Raw genomic sequence first — 26,555 nt, forward strand, 5'->3', positions numbered from 1 at the left:
CTGTTTTTGATGCAAGCCACACATTTTGGTTAGTATCGCTACTGGCGCCATTCGGCGATAGCGCACTGCCTCGAATGGGCAAGTGCACCAGTAATTTTCGCTATTCGCCGGGCTATCCGACCGGGCGCAGGAGCGACACGACGGCGTCGCCCAACCGGATCGGGTCGATGGGATGGGGAACCGCCGCCTCCGCGCGTGACCAGTTGGCCAGCCAGGCGTCATCCGGGCGTCCGGTCAGCACCAGTACCGGTGGGCAGTCGTTGATCTCGTCTTTGAGTTGCTTGGCGATTCCCATGCCCCCGACCGGGGTGGCCTCGCCGTCGAGAATAGCCAGATCGAATCCGCCCTCATCCATCTTCCGGATGACCATGGGCCCGGTGGCGACCTCCACGTAATTCAGCTCGGGGAGTTCCGGGTGGATCCGCCTCCCCAGGGCCAGCTGGACCTGTTCGCGGGTCCGCGGGTTGTCGCTGTACACGAGAATCCGCAGCGGCTCTGGCGTCCGCGACGACCCGGAGGATGGCACAGCCATGGGCGCGATGTTAGCCGTGAGCCGCAAGGCCGTCTCTCGACTGGCGAAAATGACTGTCGCGGAGAGCCTTACAGCAACGGCTGGATCTCCGCAGGGTCGAAATACTCGTCGATCCGGGTGATCAGGCCGTCGCTACCGACCTTGATGACGATGCACACGCGCATTGCGATCGACGGCCCAGAGCGTGCGGTGGCATGCAGGACGTGCTGCTGGACGAACCCGCCGTCGAAGAGTCGGCGGTCCAGGATCTCGTAGCGCCGGTCGGTGGTGGAGGTGATGAACCACTCGATGATCTTCACGGACCGCCGATGGTCGTTGTCGCGGGTGTCACCGCTCTTCCATACCGCCACGTCGGGGCTGAACAAGTGCGAGACCGCGTCGATGTCGCTGCGCTCGATGGCGCCGAACAGGCGGTCGGCGACGTCCGTCTGAATGTCGAGCATGGGTTGACCTCAACTTCGGTTCAGGTTGAACACTGGCTCCATGGACCTGACTCCCACCATCTCCCGTTTCGACGACTTCTACAAGGACACCGCCCAGTCACCCCCGTGGGTCATCGGCGAACCGCAGCCGGCGGTCGTCGAGCTCGAGCGGGCCGGACTCATCTCGGGTCGTGTGCTCGACATCGGCTGCGGGACCGGTGAGCACACGATCCTGCTGGCCCGCGCCGGATACGACGTCATCGGCGTCGACGGTGCGCCGACCGCCGTCGACCAGGCCCGCCGTAATGCCCGAGGGCAGGGTGTCGATGCCCGATTCGAGGTGGCGGACGCACTGAATCTCCGGAACGACCCGATCTACGACACGATCGTGGACAGCGCGCTGTTCCACATCTTCGACGATGGAGATCGCGCCACCTACGTGGCCAGTCTGCACGCCGCGACAAGGCCCGGATCGATCGTTCACGTGTTGGCGTTGTCCGACGCCGGACGCGGGTTCGGGCCGCAGGTCAGCGAGGCCGACATCCGTGGCGGCTTCCGCGCGGGCTGGGACATCGAATCACTGTCGACGACCACCTACCGGGGAGTGGTCACCCAGATGCACGCCGAAGCGCTCGGGCTCGACGTCGGGGCGCGTGTCGACGAGCCGGCCTGGCTCGTCCGGGTGCGCAGGCTCTGAGCTGCGTCACGGCCCGTCGGCGTACCCCGGATGGTCGATCGACAACCGGTGCCTGACCAGCGTTCGCAGGGATTCGAGCACCTCGTCGGAGCGATCGTCGAGGTGCCCGTCGCGGATCGCGTGTGCCAGTGACTTCTCGTCGGCGAAGCCGAGGCCCTCCAGCGCCGTCCGGACCGATTCGCCGCTGTCGTCGAGCAGTTCCCGCTCGACGATGCGCAGGACGTTGGCGGCCACACGCGCGTGAAATCCCACCTGCCCTCCGGCGGCGCGCACGTCACTGTCGAGGAAATCCGCGACAGCAGCGATGAGTTCGGCCGCAGTGGGACGTGACGTCAGCCCGCTCACTCAGGTCCCCTTCCCGACAGCAAGTCCAGCAGGTCCCACTCCGTCTCGCTGACACGCCTGCCGATCGCTGCGAGCTCGACCGACGGTGACTCGCCCGACAGGTGACGTTCGGCCTGATGCCGGCAGATGACGCCCCACCGCAGTGTCGCGACCGTCAGCCACCATCGGAAGGCATGCCGGTCCAACTCCTTCCCCGACGCTTCCTCGTACGCCCGCAGGAACGTCTCGACGCTGCCGAGTCCACCCGCGCCGAGCGTCTCGGGTGCGCCGAAACGCCAGGCTCTGATGCAGAACCATGCGAGGTCCTCGTAGATCTCCCCGATGTGGGTGAGTTCCCAGTCGAGCACGGCCGCCAGGCCGGACTCGTCGACGATGAGGTTGCCCATCCGGAAGTCGCCGTGGACCAGCACCATCGGCGACGGATCGGGCCGCTCGTCGTTCAGTCGGCGGAAGGTCCATTCGAAAGTTGCCGTGGTATCGCCGATTTCGTCGAGCCTCGTCCGCCAGCCGGCCAGTTCGTCGGGGGTGGTGAGGCCGATGCCGGACGGGTCGGCCCGATGGATGGCGGCCAGGGCGCTCGCGCACTGGGTGAGCAACCGTGCCCGGCCGTCGTCGTCGAGTCCGCGGAAGATCCGCCGCACGATCGTCTCACCGCCGATGGCGTTGCAGATCAGGTACGGATTGCCAAGGGCCGCAGGAGAGTTGTCGGCGGCGAGGATGTGGGGGACGGGTGCGCCCACCGCGGCAGCGCGCTGCTGCACCTTGGCTTCCAGCTCCATGCTGGCGTGGATGTCGTCCCGCGCGCCGGTCCGCAGGATGAGTGCGTGCCTGCCGTCGTCGTTCACGGCGGTGAACGCCCACGTCGTGCGGCTCGCGCCGCCGGTGAGGCGCTGCAGATCTTCGATATCGGCGGCGCCGAGCGCCGGCGCCAGCACCGCGGCCAGAGCCGAGGCCGTCTCGGCCGTCACCCGCGCTTCCCGAACCCGAACAGTCGCTGCGCCACCCGCCGGATCTGGATTTCTTCCGCGCCCTCGGTGATCCGGTAGCGGCGGTGGTGGCGGTAGATGTGTTCGAACGGCTCGTGTCTGCTGTACCCGACGCCACCGAACACCTGCATCGCCCGGTCGGCGGCCTCGCACACCAGGCGGTTGGCCCGGTAGTTCGCCATCGAGACCTTGTCGGAGACCTCCATGTGATGGTTGCGATCGAGTTCGGACGCGGCGAAGCGCACCAGCAGCCGCACCATCTGCGCCTCGGTCTGCAGTTCCACCAGCGGCCACTGCACCGCCTGGTTCACCGCCAGCGGTTTGCCGAATACGTTGCGCTCGTTGGCATAGCCGACGGCACGGTCGATGCAGTACTGGCCTGCTCCGAGACTGGATGCCGCCTGGCGAATCCTGTTCTCGTGAAGGAACGTCTGACCGACCTCCAGACCCCTGTCGATCTCACCGAGCACCGCGTCGGCAGGCACCCGCACATTCTCCAGTAACACCTCGCCGTGGTCGGTGGGCATGTTGAAAGTCCACCAGTAGTACGGCACCGAGAACCCCGGTGCGTCCGTGGGGACCAGGAACGCGCTGATGCCGCGCGCCTGACCCGGATCGCCGGACGTCCGCGCGAAAACCAGGTCGTGGGTGGCGCGATGCACGCCGGTGTTGAATCGCTTGGCGCCGTTGATCACCCAGTCGCTGCCGTCCTGCACGGCGGTGGTCTCCAGCCACGTGGCATCGGAGCCGTGGTTGGGTTCGGTGAGCCCGAACGCCATGGATCGTTCACCGGTGATCAGCGCGTCGGTCCATTCCTTCTTCTGATCGTCGGTGCCGAACCGGTCCATCATGATCACCTGCGGGAAGTTGCCGACGATCGACGACTCGTCCTGCAGGTCGTTGTGGAGGCCGAGCCCCTTGTGCGCCAGATGCTCTCGGATGACAGCCATGTCGATGTTGCTGCCGTCGCGTCCGCCGAACTGCGACGGCAGCCCGTACCGCAACCAGCCCGCCGCGTCGGCGCGCCTGCGCATCTCGCCGAGCAGGTCCTCCCACTCCCGCCGCGGGGTACCGCCGTTGTCCCAATCGGTGCGGGCGTGTTCGCGTCGCTGATCGAAGTACTGGATGTTCTCCCGCTCCAGAGGTTTGATCTCGGCTTCGATGAACGCGTCCATCTCTGCCAGCAGTCCAGGCAGGTGGTCGGGAAGGCTGAAATCCACTGGTTCTCCTTTGAACGTCTTCGGTCTTTGGGACAGGGCTGGTCAGTACCCGTACAGCGTTTTCTTCCAGATCCGCGACAGTGTCGCGATCGCATCCTGATCGTTCATGTCCACGCCGAGGCCGGACGCTCCGACGAACACGGTGGTGAAGTTCTCGAACAGCAGGGCGATGGCTGCCGCGGTGTGTTCCGGGTTGAGCTCGGCCCCGTGGCCCTGTTCCTGCGCGCGCCGTACCGAGGCTGCCACGATGTCCATGCCGAAGCGCCGGAACTCGTTCTGCACCAGCGCGAAGCGCGGCTGGGTAGTCGCCAGTTGGGCCACGGCGATCATGATCCCGATGTTCTGTTTGAACATCGTCCAGTACCCGGTGACCACCGTGGTGAAGAACGCATCGTCATCGGGGGATTGTGGCAGGGACACGCTGAGACCCGACGGCGCGACCACCTCGTGCAGGAACCGTTCGGCCAGTGCGGCCAGCAGGTCCTCTTTGTCGGTGAAGTACCGATAGAACACCGCAGGTGACTTGCCCGCCGCCGACGTGATGTCGCTGAGCGTGGTGCCGTGAAAGCCGCGTTCGGCGAAGAGCTTCCGGGCTGCTTGCTCGATCGCGTCCCGAGTCTGGCGGCCCTTGGCGCTCAGCGCTTCCGACGATGCCTGCGGCATCGCTAGCCCAAAATCCGGTCGCCGGCGCGCAGCAGCGCGCTGGGCAGCCCGTGGTTCACGAGCCTCTGCGCGACGCCGGCCGCCGCGATGGCCGCGCCCAGATCGACATCGACGTGAATACCGCTGTCGCGCAGCAGGTAAGTGAGATCTTCGGTGGCGATGTTGCCGCTGGCGCCCGGGGCGAACGGGCAGCCGCCGAGCCCGCCGATCGATGCATCCAGCCGGGTGACTCCGGCGGTGACCGCCGCGTACGCGCTCGCCAGGCCGGCGCCGCGGGTGTTGTGGAAGTGCGCACCCAGCGGGGTGTCGCCGATGAGCGGGCGCACCAAGGCGATCAGGTCGGAGACCCGGCGCGGCGTGGCGGTGCCGATGGTGTCGGCGATGGCGACGCGGTCTACGCCGGCTTCGACTGCGGCCGTGACGATGTCGAGCACCCGCTGAGGCGCCGTCGGCCCGTCGAAGGGACAGTCCCACGCAGTGGCGACGATGACCTCCACGGTCACGTCGCTGTCGTGGGCGATCGCGACGATCTCAGGAATCTGGGCGGTCGCTTCGGCGCTGGACCGGCCGACATTGGCGCGGCTGTGACTGTCGGCCGCCGATACCACGTACTCGATGGAACCCAGACCCGCGGCGATGGCGCGCTTTGCTCCGTTGGGGCTGGCGACCAGTGCCGAGAACTCGATGCCGGGGAAGTTGTAGAGTTCGGCCGCCAGCTCGGCCGCGTCGGCGAGGGCTGGCACTTTCGACGGCGACACGAAGGCCGTCGCCTCCATCTCGCGCACCCCGGTCGCGGCGACGGCGGCCAGCAGTTCGAGCTTGGCAGACAACGGAATCGGTTCCTCGATCTGCAGACCGTCGCGCATCGACACGTCCCGGATATCGACGTGGGTGGGGAGCTCACTCACAGCACACCCTCCGCCCGGAGCTCGTCGAGTTCGGCCTCACTACGTCCGAGAAGGCCGCCGTAGACGTCGCTGTTGTGTTGGCCGGGCCGCGACGACCCGGCGTACCGGATGGTGCCCGGCGTCTCCGACAGCACCGGTACCACGCCGGGACCCTTGACGTTTCGCCCGATGCGATCGTCCCAATGGTCGGCGATCATCCCGCGAGCCTGCAGCTGAGGGTCCTCGACGACTTCGGCGACGGTGTTGATCGGCCCGCTGATGACGCCGGCTGCAGACAACGTCGCGATGATGTCCGCGGGCTGGCGTTCGGCCGCCCAGGCACCGATGATCTTGTCGAGTTCGTCCTGATGACGGCCGCGCGCAACGTGGTTGGAGAACCGCTCGTCCGTGGCGAGTTCGGGTTGATCCATCGCCCCGCACAACCGGCGGAACACGGTGTCCTGGTTGGCCGCGATCACCACCCAGCTGCCGTCCGCGGTCGGATAGATGTTCGACGGGGCGATCCCTTCCAACCGGGTACCGGACGGTCCCCGCACGACCCCACCGACGTCGTAGTCCGGGATCGTCGATTCCTGCACCGCCAAACAGGATTCGGTCAACGCGGCATCGACGATCTGACCTTCCCCGGTGACCGAGCGGCGGTAGAGCGCCGCGAGTGCGCCCTGCACGGCGAACATGCCGGCCAGACTGTCCCCGAGGGACAACGCCAACCGCGGGGGAGGACCGCCGGGAAATCCGTTCATGTGACGGAGCCCGCTGGCCGCTTCGGCGACCGATGCGTACCCCGCCTTGTGCGCGTCCGGCCCGGTCTGTCCGTATCCGGAGACCCGCACCAGGACGATGCCGCGATTGCGTTCGCGCAGAACGTCGTAACCGAGGTCCCACTTCTCCAGGGTCCCCGGCCGGAAGTTCTCGACGATCACGTCGCTGCGCTCGACGAGATCGAGGAACAGTTCCCGTCCCTGAGGCACCCGGAGGTTCAGCGTGATCGCTTTCTTGTTTCGCGCGTGCACGGTCCAGAAGAAGTGATGGCCCTCCAGCTCGGCCTGCCCCCACGTGCGCAGCGGGTCGGGTGCGCCGGGAGGTTCGATCTTGATGACCTCGGCACCCATGTCCCCGAGCAGTCGTCCGGCGAACGGGCCGGAGATCAGCGTGCCGACCTCGATGACCCGGATGCCGTCCAGCGGCCCCGTCGTCATCGGGTGCCTGCGAAACCGTGTCGCGTGAGCCAGTCGGTGGCGATGCCGACGGCCTCGCGCAGTTTGTCGCGCTGGTCGGCGCCGGCGTAGTAGTGGTTGGCTCCGGTGATCTCGTGCATCTCCTTATCTTCGTGCCCGATGGCTTCGAAGATTCTGCGGGTATGGCTGGGAGTACATGCATCGTCGGCGAGGTTGCCGATGACCAGCGCGGGCACCGCGATGTCGGGGCCGGCCTTGACCGCGTCACCGTTGGCGTCGTCATAGCTCCACTGGGAAAGCCAGCTGCGCAGCGTGCAGAACCGCGCCAGCCCGACGGGGCTCATGTTCACCACCTGAGGATCACCTAGATAACAGGTGCCGGGGGTGCGTTCGTTCGGATCGACGGCAGGATCAAGCCAGCGCGGATCGGCCATCGTCCCGTGCACGACGAACGCGAACTCGTCGTCAGGCCGACCGGCAGCTTTCAGCTCGGCCAGTTTGTCCTTGACCCACTTCGTTATTCGGCGATTCCGGGCGATCTGGGCCTGGTGATACCGCTCGAGGAATTCCTGCGTGTAGGGCGGCTGGTTGGGATTGTCGGGGTTGTACAGATCCAGCTCGGGATCACGCTTGGTGGGATCGGCCTCGTCGAGGATCGACGCGTCCATCCACTCGGTCATCGTGCCGTGCCTGCTGATGTGGGCCGCGAGCAGCATGATGCCGTCGGCCGGGATCAGCCCGAGCTGGGTCAGGTCAGGGCCGTCGCCCGACGGGCTCGCGGTGACCGTCGGATTCTGAGCCTGCTGCTGATAGAACACCGACAGCGAACCGCCACCGCTCCAGCCCGCGAGAACCACCTTCGAGTAGCCGAGCCGGTTCTTCGCGTCCTTGATGCACTCGCCGAGATCTTCCACGACCTTCTCCATCAGCAACGCCGAGTCGGTGCCCCGGAACCGGCTGTTGCAGTAGATGACGTGGTGCCCGGCACGGGCGAGCGCATTGATCATCGGCAGGTAGGCACCGCCGCCGATCGGGTGCATGAACACCAGGACGGTTTCGGACGGCGTCTTCGGCCGCAGAAGGTAGCTCTCCAGGACGACCAGCTCGGCGACACCGCCATAGACGTCGCGCACAGCCGAATTGTTCTGGTAGGCAACCAGATAGGGGACCCGGTCGTACTCGTGCTTGACGGGAGCCTCGGTTGTGGTTGCCATGTCTAGTGCTGCTCCAGATCGTTGGCGAGAATTTCTGCGGACGGAATGAGCCGGCGACGCGTGTCGATCGCGATGACCGACCAGTCCACCCGGTCGTAGTCGTCGAACTTGCGCCGGGCCCGCTCGCGCGCCTTCTCGGGTGCGCCGTGGTGCACGCCCTGCGGAGCATGGGACACCAGGCCCGGCGGCATCGGGATCCCGTAGAGCGACCCGTCGTGGAAGAACGCGATCTCGTCGAAGTCGACGTTGCGGTGGTACCAGGGGGTGCGTTCGGTGCCGGGGACCGACTCGGCGGGCTTGGGCAGGAAGTTCATGATGTAAACCCCGGTGGCCTGCATGAACAGGTGCACGGTCGGTGGCAGGTGGACGCTCTCCGAGCTGATGACCGTGTAGTCGTCGATGTTGAACGTGAACGGAAAGTTGTCGCCGCGCCAGCCTTCGACGTCGAGCGGATGATGTTGGTAGAACAGCGAAGTGGGGCCGCCCTCGTGCATCAGGCGAACCTCGTACTCGTCCCTGCCGTCGGATTCGATCGGCTGCGGCTCCGGGATGACCGCCTGCGCCGGGTCGAATGGGAAATGCCGTCCGAGCGTGCCGGGTGGGGGGACACGGAATTCGTCGGTCGCCTGGATCATCAGCAGGGTGGTTTCTTCGGCAGGCACCTGCCGCCAGGTGCACGCCTTGGGGATGTAGATCCAGTCGCCCTGGCGGTAGTCGAGCGGACCGAACTCCGTCTCCAGGGATCCCGACCCGCGATGCACGAAGGACAGCAGGTCGCCGTCGACGTAGCGGACGAAGAACGGCATCTCCTCGGAGCGGCGTGACAGCAGCACCAGGCAGTCGGCGTTGGAGAACATCAGCAGGGGAGCGCCGTGCGGGTCGGTGGCGTCGCTGGGCTTGAGTTCGGAACTCAACACGTCGGTGGGACGCAGCGGCCCGACAGTGCGGTAGGCCGTCGGATCGTTGCGGCGGTACATGTTCGCGGTGCGTCCGACGAATCCGCCGCGGCCCAGCTCGTCGTCTTTGAGACCGTCGAGGTCGGCGTGAACGCGCTTGGGAGTCTTACCTTTTCGAAGGTGGACGAACGATTCCATGGTCATCTCCTCGATCAAAAGTAAAACTGACTTTAGTTTTAGATCCGAGGGTCGTCAACACCCGCTCAAGCCTGCGACTAAGAAATGGCCGCTCAGTCCGCCAGGTCGACGCGAACCGTGAGCAGGTTCGTCCCGAAGGTGCGGACACCGAAGTTGTTGTAGCCGGGCAACTCACGCATCCGCGCCTGCGGATCGTCATCGGGAAGCAGGACCGCGGTCCCGTGATGCCAGCGGCCTCGCAGGCGCAACCGCACCTTCGGGTCGGCCATGATGTTGCGGATGTACTGCGACCTGTCTCCGAACTCGGAGACGAACCAGAATTCGTTGCCGACGCGGCGTCCGCCCAGGGGAGTGGTGCGCGGTTGACCGGACTTGCGGCCCGTGGTCTCCAGCAGGGTCTGGATCGGAATGTGGCGCATCAGCCGGTTGGCGACGTTCTTCTGGAAGAACTTGGTGGCGCGATCGCGCGCGGATTCGGGCATGCGGGATCCCTTCCGTGGGTCCGTCACACCATCGCGGTGCGCGGAATCTTCTGTCCGATTGTCAATGCTCCGGCGAGTTCGCGACTGGTGTCGTAGTCGAAGATGACGTGGCCGATGATGACGTCCACGTCACGCTTCAGTCGCTGCAACGGATTGTCGACGAAATGTGCACTCGCACCCGATGCGCCCAGAAGTGCGCCGATCACCGCGCGGGACTCGTGAACGATGTGGGCCGCGGCCACTCGCGCCTGGCCCCGGACCGGGAGGTCCACGGGATCGCCTGCGGCGACGATCGACTCGATCTCGCCGACGGTATCGGCGAGCAGGCTCCTCAACGCCCGCAGGCGCACAAGCGCCTCCCCGAGATGAATCGAGGCCACCGGTTTGTCCTTCTGCATCACGCCTTCATAGGCGAGGAACCGTTGGGAGAGCCGTTCGGTGTAGAGTTCGGCGGCTCGCTCCGCGCTGCCCAGCGCTGGCATCGCGGCCAGCAGGGCGAGTGCAGGCACCATCGGCCAGCGGTAGGTGTCCGAGTCGTGCAGCGCCGCACCCGGCGCGGTGCCCGAATAGATGTCGGCGACCTGTACGAGCCGATGCTCGGGGACGAATGCGCCGTCGATGACGACGTCGTTGGATCCCGTCGCACGCATTCCGTCGGTATGCCAGACGTCTTCGATCCGGGCATCGGCGATCGGCAGCAGCGCCAGGACCGGATAGATCGAACTGGGATCGCCTGCGGTGCGTTCGCAGAGCGCGCCGACCATGATCCAGTTGCCGTCCATCACGCCCGTGGCCCACGACCACCGACCCGTCAGGCGGATTCCGCCGTCGCAGGCGACGCCGTGTCCGGTCGGCGCCAGCGGGGCGGGTGCCAGAAACGGCCGGGCCGCGAACGCTTCGGTCTGCGCCTGCTCGCTGAACAGCGCGAGCATCCAGTTGTGCAACGTGTAGAAGCCCAGCGTCCAGGCACTCGACGCGCAGCCGTGCGCCATCCGCCGGACCGGGTCGAGGATCGCCGAGAACGGAGCTTCCTGCCCGCCGTAGCGGGCCGGCACCAGCAGATCGAAGAGTCCCGACTCGGTGGCGTCGGCCAGCGTGGCGGCGGGAAGCCGGCGGAGCCGCTCGGCCTCGCGCGCCCGATCGGCCAGTCGGGCGACGAGTTCAGAGGTGACGGGCGAGTGCTCCGTCGGCGCAGCGGCGATCATGCCCGAAAGCTACCATACCTTTTGGTATGGAAGGGTCGATCAGCGCGCGAGCATCAGATCCAGGAAGCGATTGTGCTGCGCCCCCATGTCACCCGGCGGCGCGTCGGAAATGTGGAGGAAGCCGATGCCGGCGGCGAAGGTCGCGTTCGCCCTGACATCGGCGTCGTCCCCGTCGAACCCGGCATCGTGAAACGCCTGACGCACGGCCTTGAGGACAAGGTGATCGGCTGCACGGACGCTGTCGGCGACCAGCGGATCGGTGCGCGCCCACTCCCGCATGGCCCTCTCCAGGGTCCACTGCCGCTCACTGAGCAGCGACGCCATCATCTGGGCCAGTCGCTCACGGGGAGCGAGATGGCCGATTTCACCGAAGTGGCTCCGGTCGAGGTCGCGAAGCTCGGCCCAGGCACGGACGAGAGCCGCGCGATACGCCGCGATGTCCTTGAAATGCCAATAGAAACTGCCCTTGGTGACGCCCAGGCGGGCGCACAGGCGATCGACCTTCAGCGCCTCAAGGCCGTCGTCGGCCACCAGTGCATATCCGGCGTGAATCCAGTCGTCGATCGACAAACGTGGTGTGCTTGCGCGGCTCTTCGCCATTCGCCGGAGCCTACTGAAGCTCGGGAGTGTGATGGGCATCGCTTCGCTCCCGCGCAAATTAATAGTTGTAAGCAATTCGTTACTCGAATCGACGTCGACAGAAGTTCCGGCACTTTCTCCCACCTCGGACCGGAGTTTTTCGTATTCGTAAAATTCGCTTTCCCGCAGCAAGACGCGCCGTACGGCGTGGCAGGGGTTCCTCACAGCGTGCCCACATGCTTTACTGCAACCGCTACAACTGAAGTTTTTCCGGGCCCCTCCGTCGTTCAATTGGCAGAGTCGTTCAATTGGGAGATTCGGAGTGGTGCGACAACGCGGTGAAGACATCGCTGTGATGTCTGTGGCGTAAACGTCCGCCCGGGAGCACAGGACAAGCCGCGCCAGGCGGTACCGGAAGATGGATGGATTGACGGTATGAGACTTCTCGACAGGATTCGCGCGCCGTGGGCGCGTCGTTTCGGCGTTGCCGCGCTTGCAGCGCTGCTGCTGCCCGGCGTGATCGGCCTGACAGGGCAATCGGCGACCGCCGGAGCGTTCTCCCGCCCGGGCCTGCCGGTGGAGTACCTGATGGTGCCGTCCCCGTCGATGGGACGCGACATCAAGATCCAGTTCCAGAGCGGTGGTCCCAACTCGCCCGCCGTGTACCTGCTCGACGGCCTGCGCGCGCAGGATGACTTCAACGGCTGGGACATCAACACCCAGGCGTTCGAGTGGTACCTCGACTCGGGTCTGTCCCTCGTGATGCCCGTCGGCGGCCAGTCCAGCTTCTACTCGAACTGGTACAAGCCCGCCTGCGGTAAGAGCGGCTGCCTGACCTACAACTGGGAGACGTTCCTGACCCAGGAGCTGCCTGCATGGCTGAACGCCAACCGGCAGGTGAAGCCGACCGGTATGGCGGCGATCGGCCTCTCGATGGCCGGCGGTTCCTCGCTCGTGCTCGGTGCGCACCACCCGCAGCTGTTCCCGTACGCCGGCTCGATGTCGGGCTTCCTGAACCCGTCCGAGGGCTGGTGGCCCTTCCTCATCAACATCTCGATGGGTGACGCCGGCGGCTACAAGGCCAACGACATGTGGGGCCCGGCGGAGACGGACCCGGCGTGGAAGTACAACGACGCGATGGTGCAGATCCCCAACCTGGTCGCCAACGGCACCCGGATCTGGGTGTACTGCGGTAACGGCCAGCCCAACGAACTCGGCGGCGGCGACCTGCCGGCCACCTTCCTCGAGGGCCTGACCATCAAGACCAACATCACCTTCCGCGACAACTACATCGCCGCGGGCGGCACCAACGGTGTCTTCAACTTCCCCAACAACGGCACGCACAACTGGGCGTACTGGGGTCGTGAACTGCAGGCCATGAAGCCTGACCTGCAGGCCCACCTCATCGGTTAAGAACTGACGAACGGAGCCCCCGGCCAATCGGTCGGGGGCTTCTTCGTTTCCGCCAGACGCGCGGTTAGTGTGGCCGTCATGACCGAAATCAACGCGATGGTGGCCCACGAAGATGCCGACGGCGGAATCGTGCTGCGCCACGAAGTCGTCGACGAGTCATTCCTGCCAGACGGGGACGTCGAGATCCACGTCGAGTACTCCAGCGTGAACTACAAGGACGCGTTGGCCATCACCCCGAAAGGAGGAGTGGCCCGGTCGTATCCGTTGATTCCGGGAATCGACGTCGCGGGGACAGTCACCGCGAGCACATCGCCCGACTTCACGGTCGGAGACCGCGTCATCGCCCACGGCCAGGACATCGGCACCGGCCGCCACGGCGGCTACGCGCAGACCGCGCGGTACCCGGCCGACTATCTGGTCAAGCTGGACAGCCTGAGCACCGCCGACGCCGCCGCCATCGGGACCGCAGGCTTCACGGCGGCCATGAGCGTCAACGCCGTTCGCGCCCATGGGATCACGCCGTCCGACGGGCCCGTGTTGGTCACCGGGGCCACCGGCGGCGTCGGCAGCGTCAGCGTGGACCTGCTGGCGGGCCTCGGATACGAAGTCGTCGCCTCGACCGGAAAGACCGACGCCCACGACCTGCTGCGTGATCTCGGGGCGGCCGAGGTCATCGCCCGCGTACCCGGCCCCGACGAGAAGGTGCGGCCACTCGGCAAAGCGCACTGGGCCGCCGTCGTCGACTGCGTGGGCGGCAAGACGCTGGCCTACGCCCTCAGCACTCTGAAATACGATGGCGTGGCGGCGATCTCAGGACTTGCGGGATCGACAGATCTGCCCACCACCGTCATGCCGTTCATCCTGCGCGGTGTGACGCTCGCGGGCATCGACTCGGTGCTGCTGCCCATCGACAAGCGGCGCAAGATCTGGGCGCAGATCGAAACCGAACTGATGCCACAGCATTTGGCGCGGGTAACCAGAGACGTCTCGGTGCGCGAGGTCGCCGACGTGCTCGGCACCATCATCGGCGGCGGCGTCATCGGCCGCACCCGCGTCGCGGTACACGACGGCTTCTGAGCGAAAGCCCTACTTGAGCTCCGCGGACGACAGCCCGAGCAGGCGCCGCGCCACCACCAGCTGCTGAATCTGCTGGGTGCCCTCGAAGATGTCCAGAATCTTCGAGTCGCGCGCCCATTTCTCCAGCAGCGTCTGCTCCGAATAGCCTGTGGTGCCTGCCATCTCGACCGCTTTGAGGGTGATGTCGCTGCCCACCCGCGCGGCCTTCGCCTTGCCCATCGAAGCTTCCTTCGAGTTGGGGATCCTGTTGTCGGCCTGCCATGCCGAGCGGACCGTCAGCAGGTAGCCGGCCTCCCAATCGGCCTCCATCCGGATGAACTCCGCAGCCGCAGCACTCTGCGCGTGAGCCGGCTTGTCGTAATCGATCTCGATGCCCGCGTCGGTGAGGATCTTGCGGAGTTCCTCCAAAGCGGCCCGGGCGACTCCGACCGCCATCGCAGCGACGACCGGCCGGGTCGCGTCGAACGTCTCCATGACGCCGGCGAAGCCCTTTTCGACGTTGATGTCGGGGCTGCCGAGCAGGTTCTCCTTCGGGATACGGGCGTTGTCGAACCGGATCGCGGCGGTGTCGGAGGCCTTGATGCCGAGCTTGTTCTCCAGTCGCTCGACCGTGACCCCGGGGTGTTCGCGCGGCACGATGAAGGACTTGATCGCCGCGCGGCCCTTGGACTTGTCCAGGGTCGCCCATACGACGATGTGGGTCGCGCGGGAACCGGCGGTGACGTAGATCTTCTCGCCGTTGATCACGTACTCGTCGCCGTCGAGCTTCGCCGTCGTCGCGACTGCAGCGGAATCCGAACCGAACTCGGGTTCGGTGATCGCCATCGCGGCCCACACCTTGCCCAGACGTTCGAGTTGCTCAGCGGTGGCCACGCCGGAGATCGCGGCGTTGCCGAGGCCCTGAAACGGCACCGACAACAGCAGGGCCACGTCGCCCCAGCTGACTTCGAGAGCGTTCAACAGCGCAGACATGTTGGCGCCGTTCATATTTTCCTTCGGCCCGTCACCGGCGCGGAACGCATCGGTGCCGGCGAACGAGATCGTCTTGGCCGCAGTGATGCCCTCGAACAGCGTTGCGAGCGTGTCAAGTTCGACGGGGTAGGCGTGTTCGGCAAGGTCGTACTTGCGCGAGATCGGTCGCAGCATCTCGGCCGCGCCCTCGTGGCCCTTCTCGATGACAGCCTGCAGCTTCTTGGGCATTTCCAGATTGATCGCCATGATTCACAAGCCTTTCTAGAGAACCACAACACCTTCGGCGACACCGATTGCCCGCAGATCGCGGTACCAGCGTTCGACCGGGTGTTCCTTGGTGTACCCGTGGCCACCGAGCAGCTGAACGCCGTCGAGGCCGATCTGCATGCCCTTGTCGCTACCGAGCTTCTTGGCCAGCGCGGCTTCGCGGGCGAACGGCAGCCCCTGCTCGGCACGGGCTGCGCCGCGCCACGTGATCAACCGCAGCCCGTCGAGCTCGATGGCGATGTTGGCGGTCATGAACGCCACCGACTGCCGATGAGCGATCGGCTCGCCGAACGCCGTGCGCTCCTTGATGTACGGGATGACATAGTCGAGCACCGCATGTGACGTGCCGACGGCCAGGGCGGCCCAGCCCAGGCGCGACAGCGCGATCGCCTCGGAGTATTGAGCGGCGCTGGCTTCGTCCTCGCCGAGTCGTGCGCTCAGCGGCACCGTCACCTTGTCGAGTTCGACCCTGCCCAGTGCGGCGGCGCGGATGCCCATGCTCGGGTCCGCTGTGACCGTCAGGCCCGCGGTCGACGCTTCGACGATGAAGAGCGCGGGCCTGCCGTTGAGCTGGGCGCCGATGATGAACATCTCGGCATCGGCGGCCGCCGGGACCAACGACTTCACGCCGTCGAGGCGGTACCCGCTGGGCGTGCGGACCGCCGTCGTCTTCAGTGCGGTGGGGTCGAACAGCGGATGGGGCTCGGCGATCGCGACGCATGCCTGCGGCACGTTCTCGCCGGCGAACTCCTTGAGATAGGTCGCCTGCTGATCGGCGCTGCCCCAGTGCGTCAGAGCAGAGGCCACGCCACCGGGGGCCAGGATCGGCAGGGCCAGTCCCATGTCGCCGTACGCCAGCGCCTCGGCGACAAGAGCATTGGTGACGGTGCTGCGGTGCTCGGCGATGCCGTCGAAATCCTCGGGAATGTTGATGGCCGTGATGCCGAGTTCGGCGGCCTTCGCGATCAGATCTGGCGGGTACGTCGCTGCGGCGTCGGCGTCATGGGCAGCGGGGCGCAGGATCTCTTCGGCGAACTCGTCGACGGTTTCGACGATCATCTTCTGGTCGTCGTCGGGGGTCAGGTCGAAGTAGTCGGCCCCACTGGCCTTCAAGCGCGTGGGGGCCTTGCCCAGGCCCTGGATCTTCTTGAACTGCCGGGTGGAGGCACCGGCAGCCGAGAACGCGTGTTTGACCCCGAGCTTCAGTCCGCGGTTGAACGGCTCGCGCAGCTTGTACTTGTCCATGAACTCCTGGCCGACCAGCGGCGTGAGGAGGGCGATGCCGATGGAGACAGCTGAACGCGGTTGTTTGTAGAGGCCGACGGCGCTCTCCTTGCCGTTTCGCTTGGAGGGAATGGTGTTGGTCATCTCGCCTTCCTCATCGACGCGTGGACGTGCACATACCCGCAACTGACTCCAGAGTAAGGTATCCCAACTGACTCGTCGGTAAGTTGCCTGGATCTGTAACACAAGTCACAAACGGGCTGGTGGGAGTCATCTTAGCTGGATGGTGCCACTGGGTAGTGGCGTGACCGGGCTGACCTGATGTGCGGCAAGAAGATTGACTTGTGACATCTGGTCCGAAATCAGTTTGCAGACGGCTCCACCGGCTTATGCTGCACCGGTGATTTCCGCGCCGAGTTGCACGCAAGCGACGCGGATGGTCCGCGCCCACGTGCGCTGGTTCGCGCGGGCACGGTTCGATGATTACCTGGTCGCCGCGGGGGCGATGACATCCGGACTGCCGTTGATCGGTCGCCACCTCGAACCCATCGCCGGAATCGCCACACTCGGCGCATGGGGCGTGCGCTACCTGCCCGACTTCGTGACGTCGGCCCGCAGCCGGGTCGGACCCGGGGCTGCCGAACAGCGACGGACGCATGTGCACGGGCTCGGCGACGTCATGACCGCAGGCATGCGGGACGTACTCGCCGCCGACGCACTGGCTCAACCGTGGCCCGTCTCCGACACCGGTGCCCCGTGGCGCAATGCCGCCGGGCAGCGCCGCGCCATCCACCGGGCGTCCGTGCCCTACGGCGACGAACCGGGGCAGGTGCTCGACGTGTGGCGCCGGGTCGACGTGACCGGGCCCGCGCCGGTACTCGTGTTCATCCCCGGTGGCGCATGGATTTTCGGCAGCCGCATCCTGCAGGGCCACGAACTGATGGCCCACCTTGTCGAGCTGGGTTGGGTGTGCCTTTCGGTGCAGTACCGGACCAGCCCCAAGCACCGGTGGCCGCGGCAGATCATCGACGTCAAGACGGCGATCGCGTGGGCCAGGCGGAACGTCGGTCAGTTCGGTGGTGATCGCGAATTCGTCGCCGTCGCAGGATGTTCCGCGGGCGGGCACATGGCTTCGCTCGTCGGTCTGACGCCCGGCGACTCGCAATGGCAGCAAGGCCTGCCTGCGTCGGCGGACACCTCGGTCGATGCGGTCGTCAGCGTCTACGGCCGCTACGACTGGGAGGACCGCTCGACACCCGAACGGGCGCGCTTCATGGACTTCCTGGAGCGTGTCGTCGTCAAACGCGAGCAGTCGCGCCGACCCGGCGTCTTCCAGGCGGCCTCCCCGATGGCGCGGGTGAACCCATCGGCCCCGCCCTTCCTTGTCCTGCATGGCGACAAAGACGTGATCATCCCCGTCGGCGAAGCGCGAAGTTTCGTCGAGCGGATGCGCGCGGTGTCGAAGAATTCGGTTGGTTACGTCGAATTGCCCGGTGCCGGACACGGATTCGACCTCACCGACGGAACCAGAACGAGTGCAGCGGTCCGCGCCAGCGGCCTCTTTCTGGAGCACGCCTACCGCACACGCCCGCAGGCGTCGGCCGTGGCAACCGGATAGTTCGCGCGAACTGCGAAAGTGCTTGCCAGAGTTCAGGTCCCGAGTCAACCGTCGACGTTGAGCGCGGTGAGCACCGCATCGTGCAGCAGCCCGTTCGTCGCCACGGCACTACCGCCGTGCGGACCTGCCTGCCCCGAAAGATCGGTGAACCGGCCGCCGGCCTCCCGCACCAGGATGTCGAGCGGGGCCAGATCCCACAGTTTGACCTCGGGTTCCACCGTGACGTCGACGGCACCCTCGGCCACCAGACAGTACGACCAGAAATCGCCATAGCCGCGCACGCGCCACACGGTGTCGAGCAGTTCGACAAACCGGGGGCGCAGCTCATCCCACCCTGTGGTCAGGTCGGAGTACGACACGCTCGCTGACGCGACGTCGCCCACCCCCGAGACCGAAATCGGCCGCGTCACACCGCCGAACGACGTGAACGCCCCCTGCCCGGCCGCCGCCCACCACCGACGGGCGAGCGCCGGCGCGCTCACCACGCCGACAACAGGCACACCGTCGACGAGCAGCGCGATCAGCGTCGACCACACCGGAACACCACGAACGAAATTCTTTGTGCCGTCGATCGGATCGACCACCCACTGGCGGCCCGTGAACTCCTTCGTCCCGCCGAACTCCTCACCGAACACCGAGTCGTCCGGCCGGTACTCGCCGAGCCGGTTGCGCAGCAGCTTCTCGGTGTCGAGATCCGCATCGGTGGCCGGCGTCATGTCCGGCTTGGTCTCGACCCGCAGATCGACCGCGCCGAAGCGCTGCATCGTCAGCGCGTCCGCTTCGTCGGCGAGTTGCAGCGCGAGGGTCACGTCGTCCACGGGGGTACTCATAGGTGTCGTCCTACCATGTCGTTGTGGGCGAACTCGCGATACTCCTCCTGATCCTCGGCGCGTTCGTGCTTCTGATCGGGCCGAGGATCATGCGCAAGCGCGGTGCAGGCAATGACTGGGTGCAGGGCACGCTGCTGATCACCGGCGTCAGCCCCCGACCAGACGGCGTCACCGGTGCGCAGTACGTGACGATCACCGGCGTCATCAACGGACCCACGGTCAACGAGTACACCGTCTACACCCGGATGGCCGTCGACGTCACCGAGTGGCCGGCGATGGGGCAGTTGATCCCCGTCATGTACTCGCCGGGAAACCCGGAGAAGTGGGCGTTCGGTTCCCGCCCCGAGCCGCTGCCGCCGCCGCCCGATCAGCAGCCGTACAGCTAAGCGTGTCCGATCCGCAGTAGCTCGGCGACACTCGTCAGCTTCACCCTCGGCCGGCCCGACCCCTCACCCGACGACCGCTCGTGCGCGTCGATCAGGCTCCAGTGCTCGTTGGTGACGAGCTTCGGCTGACGCTCCAGCAGCCACCGCTCGACGGTGTCGGGCTGATCGGCGCCGAGATCGGCGAGTTCCGCGCTGCCCAGCTCAGCCAGCAGCGTGTCGACGGTGTCCTGCGAGTCCTTCTTGTTGCTGCCGATCACGCCGGTGGGACCGCGCTTGATCCAGCCGACCACGTACTCGTTGCGGCTGCCCTCGATCTTCCCGTCGGTGTGCGGGATCGTCGCCGACCGCTCGTCGAACGGAAGCCCCGGCGTCGGAATCCCGCGGTATCCGACCGCGCGCACGACCAGCTGCGCAGGCACCTCCTCCCGCTCGCCGGTGTCCTTGGCCGACACCCGACCGTCGGCGCCGCTGATCAACTCGTTGCGGCCCAACACGATCGACTGGACCCGCGTATCGCCCTTGATCTCGATCGGCGACGTGCAGAACCGGAAGACGATCCGGCGCTTGGCGCCCTTCGGGGTCCTTTCGGCATATCCGCGCAACACCTTGATGTTGTTGCGCACCGTCTTCCCGGCGGCCTCGAGATCGTCGTCGGTGATGTCGGCGAAGTCGGCGGGATCGATGACAACATCGACGTCGCCGAGGGCTTCGAGGTCACCGAGCTCGCGGAGCTCCAGCGTCGTGAACGGGGCTTGCAGGGGCCCGCGCCGGCCGATGACGAGGACCTCCTCGACGCCGCGGGCGTGCAGCGACTCCAGCGCGTGGTCGGCGATGTCGGTCTCGCCCAGGATGTCGGGATCGCTGACCAGGATGCGGGCCACGTCGATGGCGACATTGCCGTTGCCCACCACCACGGCCCGGCCCCCCGACACGTCGGGCGCCATCTCTTCGAAGTGCGGGTGCGCGTTGTACCAGCCGACGAAATCGACGGCGGCCACACTGCCGGGAAGCTCCTCACCGGGAATGCCGAGCGCCCGATCGGATTGGGCCCCGATCGCGTAGATGACGGCGTCGTAGCGTTCGGCCAGTTCCGACGGGTGCACGTGCTCCCCGACGACGAGGTTGCCGAAGAACCGGAAGCGCGGGTCCAGCGACGTCTTCTCGAACTGGCCGCTGATCGACTTGATCTTCGGATGGTCCGGGGCGACGCCGGAACGCACCAGACCCCACGGGGTCGGCAGCATCTCGAGCATGTCGATCCGCACGTCGCGCTCGGCATCCGGGCCGGCGGCCTTCAGCAGGGAAGCGGCGGCGAAGTACCCGGAGGGTCCCGAGCCGACGATGGCCACGTAATACGGCCGCAAAGGGGGCATCTATACGCCTTCTGTCGCTGCCCGGCTGCGCGCAAGGGGCTGTCGCGCCGCGGCCGGACGAGGTTCCAGCCCCGACTCTAGAACGCCAAGATCGCGATCGACGGCATTCGGCGAGGTCGCGGCGAAAACAGTCTCCGAAGAGGACACGACCAGCACCGTCGGCGGAGTGAGTACCCTGATCTCCCGTGGATCCCGACCGCCAAGCCGACATCGCCGCCCTCGACGCAACGCTGACCACAGTGGAGCGCGTCGTCGACGTCGACGAGCTTCGCGAGAAGATCAGACAGCTCGAGCAACAGGCGTCCGACCCGAAGCTGTGGGACGACCAGACGCACGCGCAGAAGGTCACCAGCGACCTGTCGCACGCCCAGAACGAGTTGCGGCGTGTCGAAGAGCTGCGCAGCCGGGTCGACGACCTTCCGGTGCTCTATGAACTGGCCGCCGAAGAGGGCGGGGCGGACGAGCTCGCCGAGGCCGACGCCGAGCTGAACAAGCTTCGCGAGGACATCGAGGCGATGGAAGTGCGCACCCTGCTCTCGGGTGAGTACGACGAGCGTGAGGCGCTCGTCAACATCCGTTCCGGCGCGGGCGGTGTCGACGCCGCCGACTGGGCCGAGATGCTGATGCGGATGTACATCCGGTGGGCCGAGCAGCACGACTATCCCGTCGAGGTGTTCGACACGTCCTACGCCGAAGAAGCCGGGATCAAGAGCGCCACCTTCGCCGTCCATGCGCCCTACGCCTACGGCAACCTGTCCGTCGAGCAGGGCACCCACCGGCTGGTGCGGATCAGCCCGTTCGATAACCAGAGCCGACGGCAGACCTCGTTCGCCGACGTCGAGGTGCTGCCGGTGGTCGAGACCACCGACCACATCGAGATCCCCGAAGGCGACGTCCGCGTCGACGTCTACCGGTCCAGCGGTCCGGGCGGGCAGTCGGTCAACACGACCGACTCGGCGGTCCGGCTGACCCACATCCCGACCGGAATCGTCGTCACCTGTCAGAACGAGAAGTCGCAGCTGCAGAACAAGGTCTCGGCGATGCGCGTGCTGCAAGCAAAGCTGTTGGAGCGCAAGCGATTGGAAGAGCGCGCCGAAATGGACGCGCTCAAGGGCGACGGCGGCAGCTCGTGGGGCAACCAGATGCGCAGTTACGTTCTGCACCCATACCAGATGGTCAAGGACCTGCGCACCGAGTACGAAGTCGGCAACCCGGCCGCGGTGCTCGACGGTGACATCGACGGTTTCCTCGAGGCCGGCATCCGATGGCGCAACCAAAAAGACGACGGTGAATAGCACTCTTCTGGCATTCGATTTCGCCTCGCGGTGGCACGGCTTCTGGCGAGGCGATATCGGGGTGTGGATTCTCGATCGCGGCGTACGGATCGCGCTCCTGCTCATCGGCGGGCTTCTGGCGGCCCGTTTCATCAACTGGGTTGCCCAGCGGGTCACCCGTCGCATCGACGCCGAATATCAGGAGAGCGACCAGCTGGTGCGCTCGGAGAGCGCCAAACACCGCCAGGCCGTCGCCTCGGTCATCTCGTGGCTGGCGGTCGCACTGCTGTTCGTCATGGTGGCGGTACAGATCACGGACATCCTGGCGATACCGATCGGCTCGCTCGTCGCCCCCGCCGCCGTCATCGGTGCCGCGCTGGGCTTCGGCGCCCAGCGGTTGGTGCAGGACCTCCTGTCGGGCTTCTTCATCATCACCGAGAAGCAGTACGGCTTCGGTGACCTCGTAGCGCTGACCGTCTCCGGTATCGCACTACCCGCCGAAGGCACGGTCGAAGACGTCACGCTGCGCGTCACCAAACTGCGCTCGGCGGAGGGGGAGATGTTCACCATCCCCAACGGGCAGATCGTCAAAACCGTGAACCTGTCCAAGGACTGGGCGCGGGCCGTCATCGACATCCCGGTGCCCTCGTCGGCTGATCTGAACGCGGTCAACGACGTGCTCCACGAGGTGGCCAAGAAGGCCATCGACGACCCGCAGCTGAAAGATCTGCTGCTCGACGCACCCCAGCTGATGGGCGTGGAGAGCATCGAACTGGACACGGTCAACCTGCGGATGGTCGCCCGCACCCTGCCCGGCAAGCAGTTCGAGGTCGGTCGGCGCCTGCGCATCCTGGTGATCCGGGCACTGCGTATCGCGGGCATCGTCGCGCCGGGGGAGATGGCCCCGCCGGTTCTGGGGGCCATCCCGCATTCCGCCTCGACCCCCGATGTCGAGAAGGAAACGCAGCGCGCGGAGGCTGCAGACAAGTGAAGTTCACCCTGAAGCGCCGCGAAGGCGAGAACCGTGTGTGGCCCCACTACCTTCTCGGCGGACGCATGCGCGTCTCGACGGCCGGACTGATCCTGGCGTTCGTCGCACTGTTCTGGGTGAACCAGAACTACCAGCCCGCCCCGCCCACACCCGCAGTCGATCCGGCGCAGCAGGTGGTGCCGCCCGGCTTCGTGCCCGACCCCAACTACACCTGGGTGCCCCGCACCAACGTCGCGCCCCGCGAAACCGAGTACCCGCGAACCACGACGACGACCGCGCCGACCACCACGACCACCACCACAACGCCTCCGGAGACGACGTCACCGACGAGCCCGACCTCCCCGGAGGATCCGACGTCCACACCGGTCGGGCCCGTCGTCCCGTTCGGGCCGACGACGACCGTCATCGACCCCGACGGCCCCGGCCCGCTGAGCCCTCAGACGTTCACCCAGGCACCCGTCACCCTGACGCCGACAACGGTCGCCCCACCGGGAGCGACACCGCCGACGACGCAGCCACGCCCCTAGTGCCGGGGTGAGCGCAGGCGGCCCCGCTACACTGGCGTGCCGTGATGATCACCCTCGACCGCGTGTCCAAGCAGTACAAGTCGTCCGCCCGCCCGGCGCTCGACAACGTGTCGGTCAAGATCGACAAGGGTGAGTTCGTCTTCCTCATCGGCCCGTCCGGCTCCGGCAAATCCACGTTCATGCGGCTTCTGCTGGCAGAGGACAACCCATCCTCGGGCGACATCCGCGTGTCCAAGTTCCATGTCAACAAGCTCTCGGGTCGCCACATCCCCGGGCTGCGCCAGGTCATCGGCTGCGTCTTCCAGGATTTCCGACTGCTGCAGCAGAAGACCGTGTTCGAGAACGTCGCATTCGCCCTGGAAGTGATCGGCAAGCGCGCCGACACCATCAACCGCGTGGTGCCCGACGTGCTGGAGATGGTGGGCCTGTCCGGCAAGGCGAACCGGCTGCCCGCCGAACTGTCCGGTGGCGAACAACAACGCGTCGCCATCGCCAGGGCGTTCGTGAACCGGCCGCTGGTACTTCTGGCCGACGAGCCGACCGGCAACCTGGACCCGGACACCAGCAAGGACATCATGGACCTGCTCGAGCGCATCAACCGCACGGGCACCACGGTGGTGATGGCCACCCACGACCACCACATCGTCGACTCGATGCGCCAACGTGTCGTCGAACTCGAACTCGGCCGGCTGATTCGCGACGAACAGCGCGGCGTCTACGGAATGGATCGCTAAGTGCGCTTCGGCTTTCTCGTCAACGAAGTCCTCACGGGGCTTCGACGCAACGTGACCATGACGGTCGCGATGATCCTCACCACGGCCATCTCGATCGGCCTGTTCGGTGGCGGACTGCTGGTGGTGCGGCTGGCCGACCAGTCCCGGGCCATCTACCTGGACCGGGTGGAGAGCCAGGTCTTCCTCACCGACGACGTGTCGGCCAACGACCCGACATGTGACAACGATCCGTGCAAGGCGTTGCGTCAGACGATCGAAGATCGGGAGGACGTGCGGTCGGTGCGGTTCCTCAACCGCGACGAGGCCTACGAGGACGCGATCCGGAAGTTCCCGCAGTACAAGGATGTGGCCGGTCGCGACGCGTTCCCCGCGTCGTTCGTCGTCAAGCTCGACGACCCCGAGCAGCACCAGGCCTTCGACGAATCGATGGTCGGTCAGCCCGGCGTGCTCAACGTGCTCAATCAGAAAGACTTGATAGACAGACTCTTCGCCGTCCTCGACGGCATCAGCAACGCGGCGTTCGCCATCGCTCTCGTCCAGGCGGTCGGCGCAGTCCTGTTGATCGCCAACATGGTTCAAGTCGCGGCGTACACAAGACGTACCGAGATAGGCATCATGAGACTGGTCGGTGCCACCCGCTGGTACACACAGTTGCCGTTCCTGCTCGAGGCGATGCTGGCGGCGTTCATCGGTGTCGCCATCGCCATCGTGGGCCTGATACTCGTGCGGGCGCTGTTCCTGGAGAGCGCGCTCGACCAGTTTTATCAGGCGAATTTGATTGCCAAGGTCGACTACGCTGACGTTCTCTATTACAGCGCGCCGTGGATGCTGTTCCTCGGCTTGGCGATGTCGGGCATCACGTCATACGTCACGCTGCGGCTCTACGTACGAAGGTAGCGGGATGGCGGGAAACGCCAAGAAAAAGAAGACCCTCAAGGACAGCAACAACCAGGTTGTCGCGTCCAATCGCAAGGCTCGGCACAACTATTCGATCCTGGAGACCTACGAGGCCGGGGTCGCGCTGATGGGCACCGAGGTGAAGTCTCTGCGCGACGGGACGGCGTCGCTGGCCGATGCGTTCGCCACCGTCGACGACGGCGAGATCTGGCTGCGCAACCTGCACATCCCCGAGTATCACCACGGCACTTGGACGAACCACACGCCTCGTCGTAACCGCAAGCTGCTGTTGCACCGCAACGAGATCGACAACCTGGTCGGCAAGATCCGTGACGGCAACCTGACGCTCGTCCCGCTGTCGCTCTACTTCACCGGCGGCAAGGTGAAAGTCGAACTGGCGCTGGCCCGCGGCAAGCAGGCGCACGACAAACGCCAGGACATGGCCCGCCGCGACGCGGAGCGAGAAGTGACCCGCGAGCTCGGGCGCCGGGTCAAGGGCATGTCCTCCTGACGGGCATCCTCAGCGCGCTCGTCGCAGCGCTCGGGTACGGCATCAGCGATTTCGTCGGGGGCATCGCGTCGCGGCGCGTGGCGGCGCTGCGGGTTGTCATCGTCTCGTACCCGATCGCGCTGGTTCTGCTCGTCGCGCTGGCCATCCCCATGGGCGGGCAGCTCCGCACCGCCGCGATCGTGCTGGGCCTGTTATCCGGGGTCGGGCAGGCGTTCGGCGTGTGGTGGTTCTACGCGGCGCTGGGTTCCGGTCCCATCTCGGTGGTGTCGCCGCTGACGGCGCTGCTGGTCGCCGGCGTCCCCGTCGCCACTGGGCTGGCGCTGGGCGAACAGCCGGGCGTTCTCGCCGGCACGGGCGTGGCGCTGGCCCTGCTCGCGGTGGTGCTGGTGAGCCGGGATTCCGGCGGCGGGACCGAGGCCACGACGCCCCGGTTCACCCCGAAAGTGGCCGCTCTGACCGTCGGAGCGGGCGTCGCCTTCGGGTTGAACTTCGTGATCCTGCATCAGGTTCCCCCCGAGGCGAAGCTGTGGCCGCTGGTCCTCGGCCGGGTCGCGGCCAACGCGATCGTGGTGATCGCGGCGGCGGTGACCGCCAACCTGGTGCTCGAACGTGGGGTACCGATGCGGCTGGCCGTCGTCGCGGGCGTGCTCGACACCGTCGCCAACGTCGCCACCCTGATCGCCCTGCAGTCGTCGATGCTGTCGCTGGCCGGGGTGCTGATCGCGCTGTATCCGGCAGCGACCGTGCTGCTCGCGATCGCGGTGCTCGGCGAGCGTGTCAGCCGACTGCAGGCGCTCGGAATGGTCTTGGCGCTCGGATCTGTCGCAATGATCGCCGCCGGTTAGCTACCGTCTCAGAGGGGGCACACGACAGGCACGGGAAGTCTGGCGTAACAGGGGGTGATGGAGTAACCGGGTACCGCATACGTGTCGGGCT

29 protein-coding genes are annotated in these 26,555 nt (G+C 66.3%); 12 read left to right on the top strand and 17 right to left on the bottom strand.

Annotation, left to right across the window (positions count from 1 at the left end):
- Positions 1–112: 112 nt before the first annotated feature.
- Positions 113–532 carry a hypothetical protein gene (locus tag P9A17_RS07720; RefSeq protein ID WP_278037967.1) on the bottom strand — a complete coding sequence of 140 codons (420 nt, stop codon included), beginning with the start codon at positions 530–532 and terminating at the stop codon, positions 113–115.
- Positions 533–600: 68 nt separating this feature from the next.
- On the bottom strand, positions 601–975 hold the full coding sequence (locus P9A17_RS07725) for a nuclear transport factor 2 family protein (protein WP_278037968.1): 375 nt from the start codon (positions 973–975) through the stop codon (positions 601–603).
- A 40-nt stretch (positions 976–1,015) separates the two neighbouring features.
- Here P9A17_RS07725 and P9A17_RS07730 point away from each other — a divergent pair, with 40 nt between their 5' ends.
- Positions 1,016–1,651 carry a class I SAM-dependent methyltransferase gene (locus P9A17_RS07730; RefSeq protein ID WP_278037969.1) on the top strand — a complete coding sequence of 212 codons (636 nt, stop codon included), beginning with the start codon at positions 1,016–1,018 and terminating at the stop codon, positions 1,649–1,651.
- A gap of 6 nt (positions 1,652–1,657) precedes the next feature.
- Here the strand turns inward: P9A17_RS07730 and P9A17_RS07735 are convergent, their stop codons facing one another.
- The 11 genes from P9A17_RS07735 to P9A17_RS07785 form a co-directional block, all read right to left on the bottom strand.
- Positions 1,658–1,996: a DUF6285 domain-containing protein gene (locus P9A17_RS07735; RefSeq protein ID WP_278037970.1), complete on the bottom strand. Its 339-nt coding sequence runs from the start codon at positions 1,994–1,996 to the stop codon at positions 1,658–1,660.
- The gene (locus tag P9A17_RS07740; RefSeq protein ID WP_278037971.1) at positions 1,993–2,964 is read right to left on the bottom strand and encodes a phosphotransferase family protein; all 972 of its coding nucleotides are present in this window, start codon (positions 2,962–2,964) and stop codon (positions 1,993–1,995) included. The genes P9A17_RS07735 and P9A17_RS07740 overlap by 4 nt, the downstream gene beginning before the upstream one ends.
- On the bottom strand, positions 2,961–4,202 hold the full coding sequence (locus P9A17_RS07745; RefSeq protein WP_278037972.1) for an acyl-CoA dehydrogenase family protein: 1,242 nt from the start codon (positions 4,200–4,202) through the stop codon (positions 2,961–2,963). Before P9A17_RS07745 ends, P9A17_RS07740 begins: the two co-directional genes overlap by 4 nt.
- Before the next feature lie 42 nt (positions 4,203–4,244).
- A complete protein-coding gene (locus P9A17_RS07750; protein ID WP_278037973.1) occupies positions 4,245–4,865 on the bottom strand; it encodes a TetR/AcrR family transcriptional regulator in 621 nt (206 codons plus the stop codon).
- Positions 4,866–4,867: 2 nt separating this feature from the next.
- Positions 4,868–5,773 (bottom strand): hydroxymethylglutaryl-CoA lyase, encoded by a 906-nt coding sequence (locus P9A17_RS07755; protein WP_278037974.1) that lies wholly within the window; start codon positions 5,771–5,773, stop codon positions 4,868–4,870.
- Entirely contained in the window at positions 5,770–6,972 is a 1,203-nt protein-coding gene (locus tag P9A17_RS07760; protein WP_278037975.1) for a CoA transferase, read from the bottom strand. Before P9A17_RS07760 ends, P9A17_RS07755 begins: the two co-directional genes overlap by 4 nt.
- The gene (locus P9A17_RS07765) at positions 6,969–8,165 is read right to left on the bottom strand and encodes an alpha/beta fold hydrolase (RefSeq protein ID WP_278037976.1); all 1,197 of its coding nucleotides are present in this window, start codon (positions 8,163–8,165) and stop codon (positions 6,969–6,971) included. Before P9A17_RS07765 ends, P9A17_RS07760 begins: the two co-directional genes overlap by 4 nt.
- A gap of 2 nt (positions 8,166–8,167) precedes the next feature.
- Complete coding sequence (locus P9A17_RS07770; protein WP_278037977.1) at positions 8,168–9,259, bottom strand: homogentisate 1,2-dioxygenase; 1,092 nt, start codon at positions 9,257–9,259, stop codon at positions 8,168–8,170.
- 92 nt (positions 9,260–9,351) lie between these two features.
- Positions 9,352–9,741 (bottom strand): nitroreductase/quinone reductase family protein, encoded by a 390-nt coding sequence (locus P9A17_RS07775; RefSeq protein WP_278037978.1) that lies wholly within the window; start codon positions 9,739–9,741, stop codon positions 9,352–9,354.
- A 23-nt stretch (positions 9,742–9,764) separates the two neighbouring features.
- Positions 9,765–10,946 carry an acyl-CoA dehydrogenase family protein gene (locus P9A17_RS07780; protein WP_278037979.1) on the bottom strand — a complete coding sequence of 394 codons (1,182 nt, stop codon included), beginning with the start codon at positions 10,944–10,946 and terminating at the stop codon, positions 9,765–9,767.
- A gap of 39 nt (positions 10,947–10,985) precedes the next feature.
- Positions 10,986–11,546, bottom strand: a complete 561-nt coding sequence (locus tag P9A17_RS07785) for a TetR/AcrR family transcriptional regulator (protein ID WP_278037980.1) — start codon at positions 11,544–11,546, stop codon at positions 10,986–10,988.
- A gap of 414 nt (positions 11,547–11,960) precedes the next feature.
- Between P9A17_RS07785 and P9A17_RS07790 the strand changes: the two genes are divergently transcribed.
- On the top strand, positions 11,961–12,938 hold the full coding sequence (locus tag P9A17_RS07790; RefSeq protein WP_278037981.1) for an alpha/beta hydrolase family protein: 978 nt from the start codon (positions 11,961–11,963) through the stop codon (positions 12,936–12,938).
- 78 nt (positions 12,939–13,016) lie between these two features.
- A complete protein-coding gene (locus P9A17_RS07795; protein ID WP_278037982.1) occupies positions 13,017–14,015 on the top strand; it encodes an MDR family oxidoreductase in 999 nt (332 codons plus the stop codon).
- Between the two features lie 9 nt (positions 14,016–14,024).
- Here the strand turns inward: P9A17_RS07795 and P9A17_RS07800 are convergent, their stop codons facing one another.
- Together P9A17_RS07800 and P9A17_RS07805 are read right to left on the bottom strand one after the other, a co-directional pair.
- Complete coding sequence (locus P9A17_RS07800) at positions 14,025–15,233, bottom strand: acyl-CoA dehydrogenase family protein (RefSeq protein ID WP_278037983.1); 1,209 nt, start codon at positions 15,231–15,233, stop codon at positions 14,025–14,027.
- A 15-nt stretch (positions 15,234–15,248) separates the two neighbouring features.
- Complete coding sequence (locus P9A17_RS07805) at positions 15,249–16,622, bottom strand: acyl-CoA dehydrogenase family protein (protein WP_278037984.1); 1,374 nt, start codon at positions 16,620–16,622, stop codon at positions 15,249–15,251.
- 292 nt (positions 16,623–16,914) lie between these two features.
- Between P9A17_RS07805 and P9A17_RS07810 the strand changes: the two genes are divergently transcribed.
- The gene (locus P9A17_RS07810; protein WP_278038648.1) at positions 16,915–18,096 is read left to right on the top strand and encodes an alpha/beta hydrolase; all 1,182 of its coding nucleotides are present in this window, start codon (positions 16,915–16,917) and stop codon (positions 18,094–18,096) included.
- A 44-nt stretch (positions 18,097–18,140) separates the two neighbouring features.
- Here the strand turns inward: P9A17_RS07810 and hisN are convergent, their stop codons facing one another.
- Positions 18,141–18,926 carry a histidinol-phosphatase gene (hisN, locus tag P9A17_RS07815; RefSeq protein ID WP_278037985.1) on the bottom strand — a complete coding sequence of 262 codons (786 nt, stop codon included), beginning with the start codon at positions 18,924–18,926 and terminating at the stop codon, positions 18,141–18,143.
- A 23-nt stretch (positions 18,927–18,949) separates the two neighbouring features.
- Between hisN and P9A17_RS07820 the strand changes: the two genes are divergently transcribed.
- Complete coding sequence (locus tag P9A17_RS07820) at positions 18,950–19,312, top strand: hypothetical protein (protein WP_278037986.1); 363 nt, start codon at positions 18,950–18,952, stop codon at positions 19,310–19,312.
- On the opposite strand, the gene P9A17_RS07825 is transcribed toward P9A17_RS07820, so the two are convergent.
- Entirely contained in the window at positions 19,309–20,685 is a 1,377-nt protein-coding gene (locus P9A17_RS07825) for an FAD-dependent oxidoreductase (RefSeq protein ID WP_278037987.1), read from the bottom strand. The two genes, P9A17_RS07820 and P9A17_RS07825, sit on opposite strands and share 4 nt — an antisense overlap.
- Before the next feature lie 185 nt (positions 20,686–20,870).
- On the opposite strand from P9A17_RS07825, the gene prfB reads away from it, so the two are divergent.
- The 7 genes from prfB (at position 20,871) to P9A17_RS07860 (ending at position 26,464) form a co-directional block, all read left to right on the top strand.
- Positions 20,871–21,980, top strand: a complete 1,110-nt coding sequence (gene prfB, locus P9A17_RS07830) for a peptide chain release factor 2 (protein WP_278037988.1) — start codon at positions 20,871–20,873, stop codon at positions 21,978–21,980.
- Complete coding sequence (locus tag P9A17_RS07835; RefSeq protein ID WP_278037989.1) at positions 21,973–22,950, top strand: mechanosensitive ion channel family protein; 978 nt, start codon at positions 21,973–21,975, stop codon at positions 22,948–22,950. The genes prfB and P9A17_RS07835 overlap by 8 nt, the downstream gene beginning before the upstream one ends.
- A gap of 65 nt (positions 22,951–23,015) precedes the next feature.
- On the top strand, positions 23,016–23,477 hold the full coding sequence (locus P9A17_RS07840; RefSeq protein WP_278038650.1) for a hypothetical protein: 462 nt from the start codon (positions 23,016–23,018) through the stop codon (positions 23,475–23,477).
- A gap of 44 nt (positions 23,478–23,521) precedes the next feature.
- On the top strand, positions 23,522–24,211 hold the full coding sequence (gene ftsE / locus P9A17_RS07845; RefSeq protein WP_278038651.1) for a cell division ATP-binding protein FtsE: 690 nt from the start codon (positions 23,522–23,524) through the stop codon (positions 24,209–24,211).
- Positions 24,212–25,108, top strand: coding sequence for a permease-like cell division protein FtsX (gene ftsX, locus P9A17_RS07850; RefSeq protein WP_278037990.1), 897 nt, complete (start codon positions 24,212–24,214; stop codon positions 25,106–25,108).
- A gap of 4 nt (positions 25,109–25,112) precedes the next feature.
- A complete protein-coding gene (smpB, locus tag P9A17_RS07855; protein ID WP_278037991.1) occupies positions 25,113–25,619 on the top strand; it encodes an SsrA-binding protein SmpB in 507 nt (168 codons plus the stop codon).
- Entirely contained in the window at positions 25,616–26,464 is an 849-nt protein-coding gene (locus tag P9A17_RS07860) for an EamA family transporter (protein ID WP_278038652.1), read from the top strand. The genes smpB and P9A17_RS07860 overlap by 4 nt, the downstream gene beginning before the upstream one ends.
- Positions 26,465–26,555 lie beyond the last annotated feature (91 nt).

This window comes from Mycobacterium sp. 236(2023) (assembly GCF_029623955.1).
GTDB lineage: Bacteria > Actinomycetota > Actinomycetes > Mycobacteriales > Mycobacteriaceae > Mycobacterium.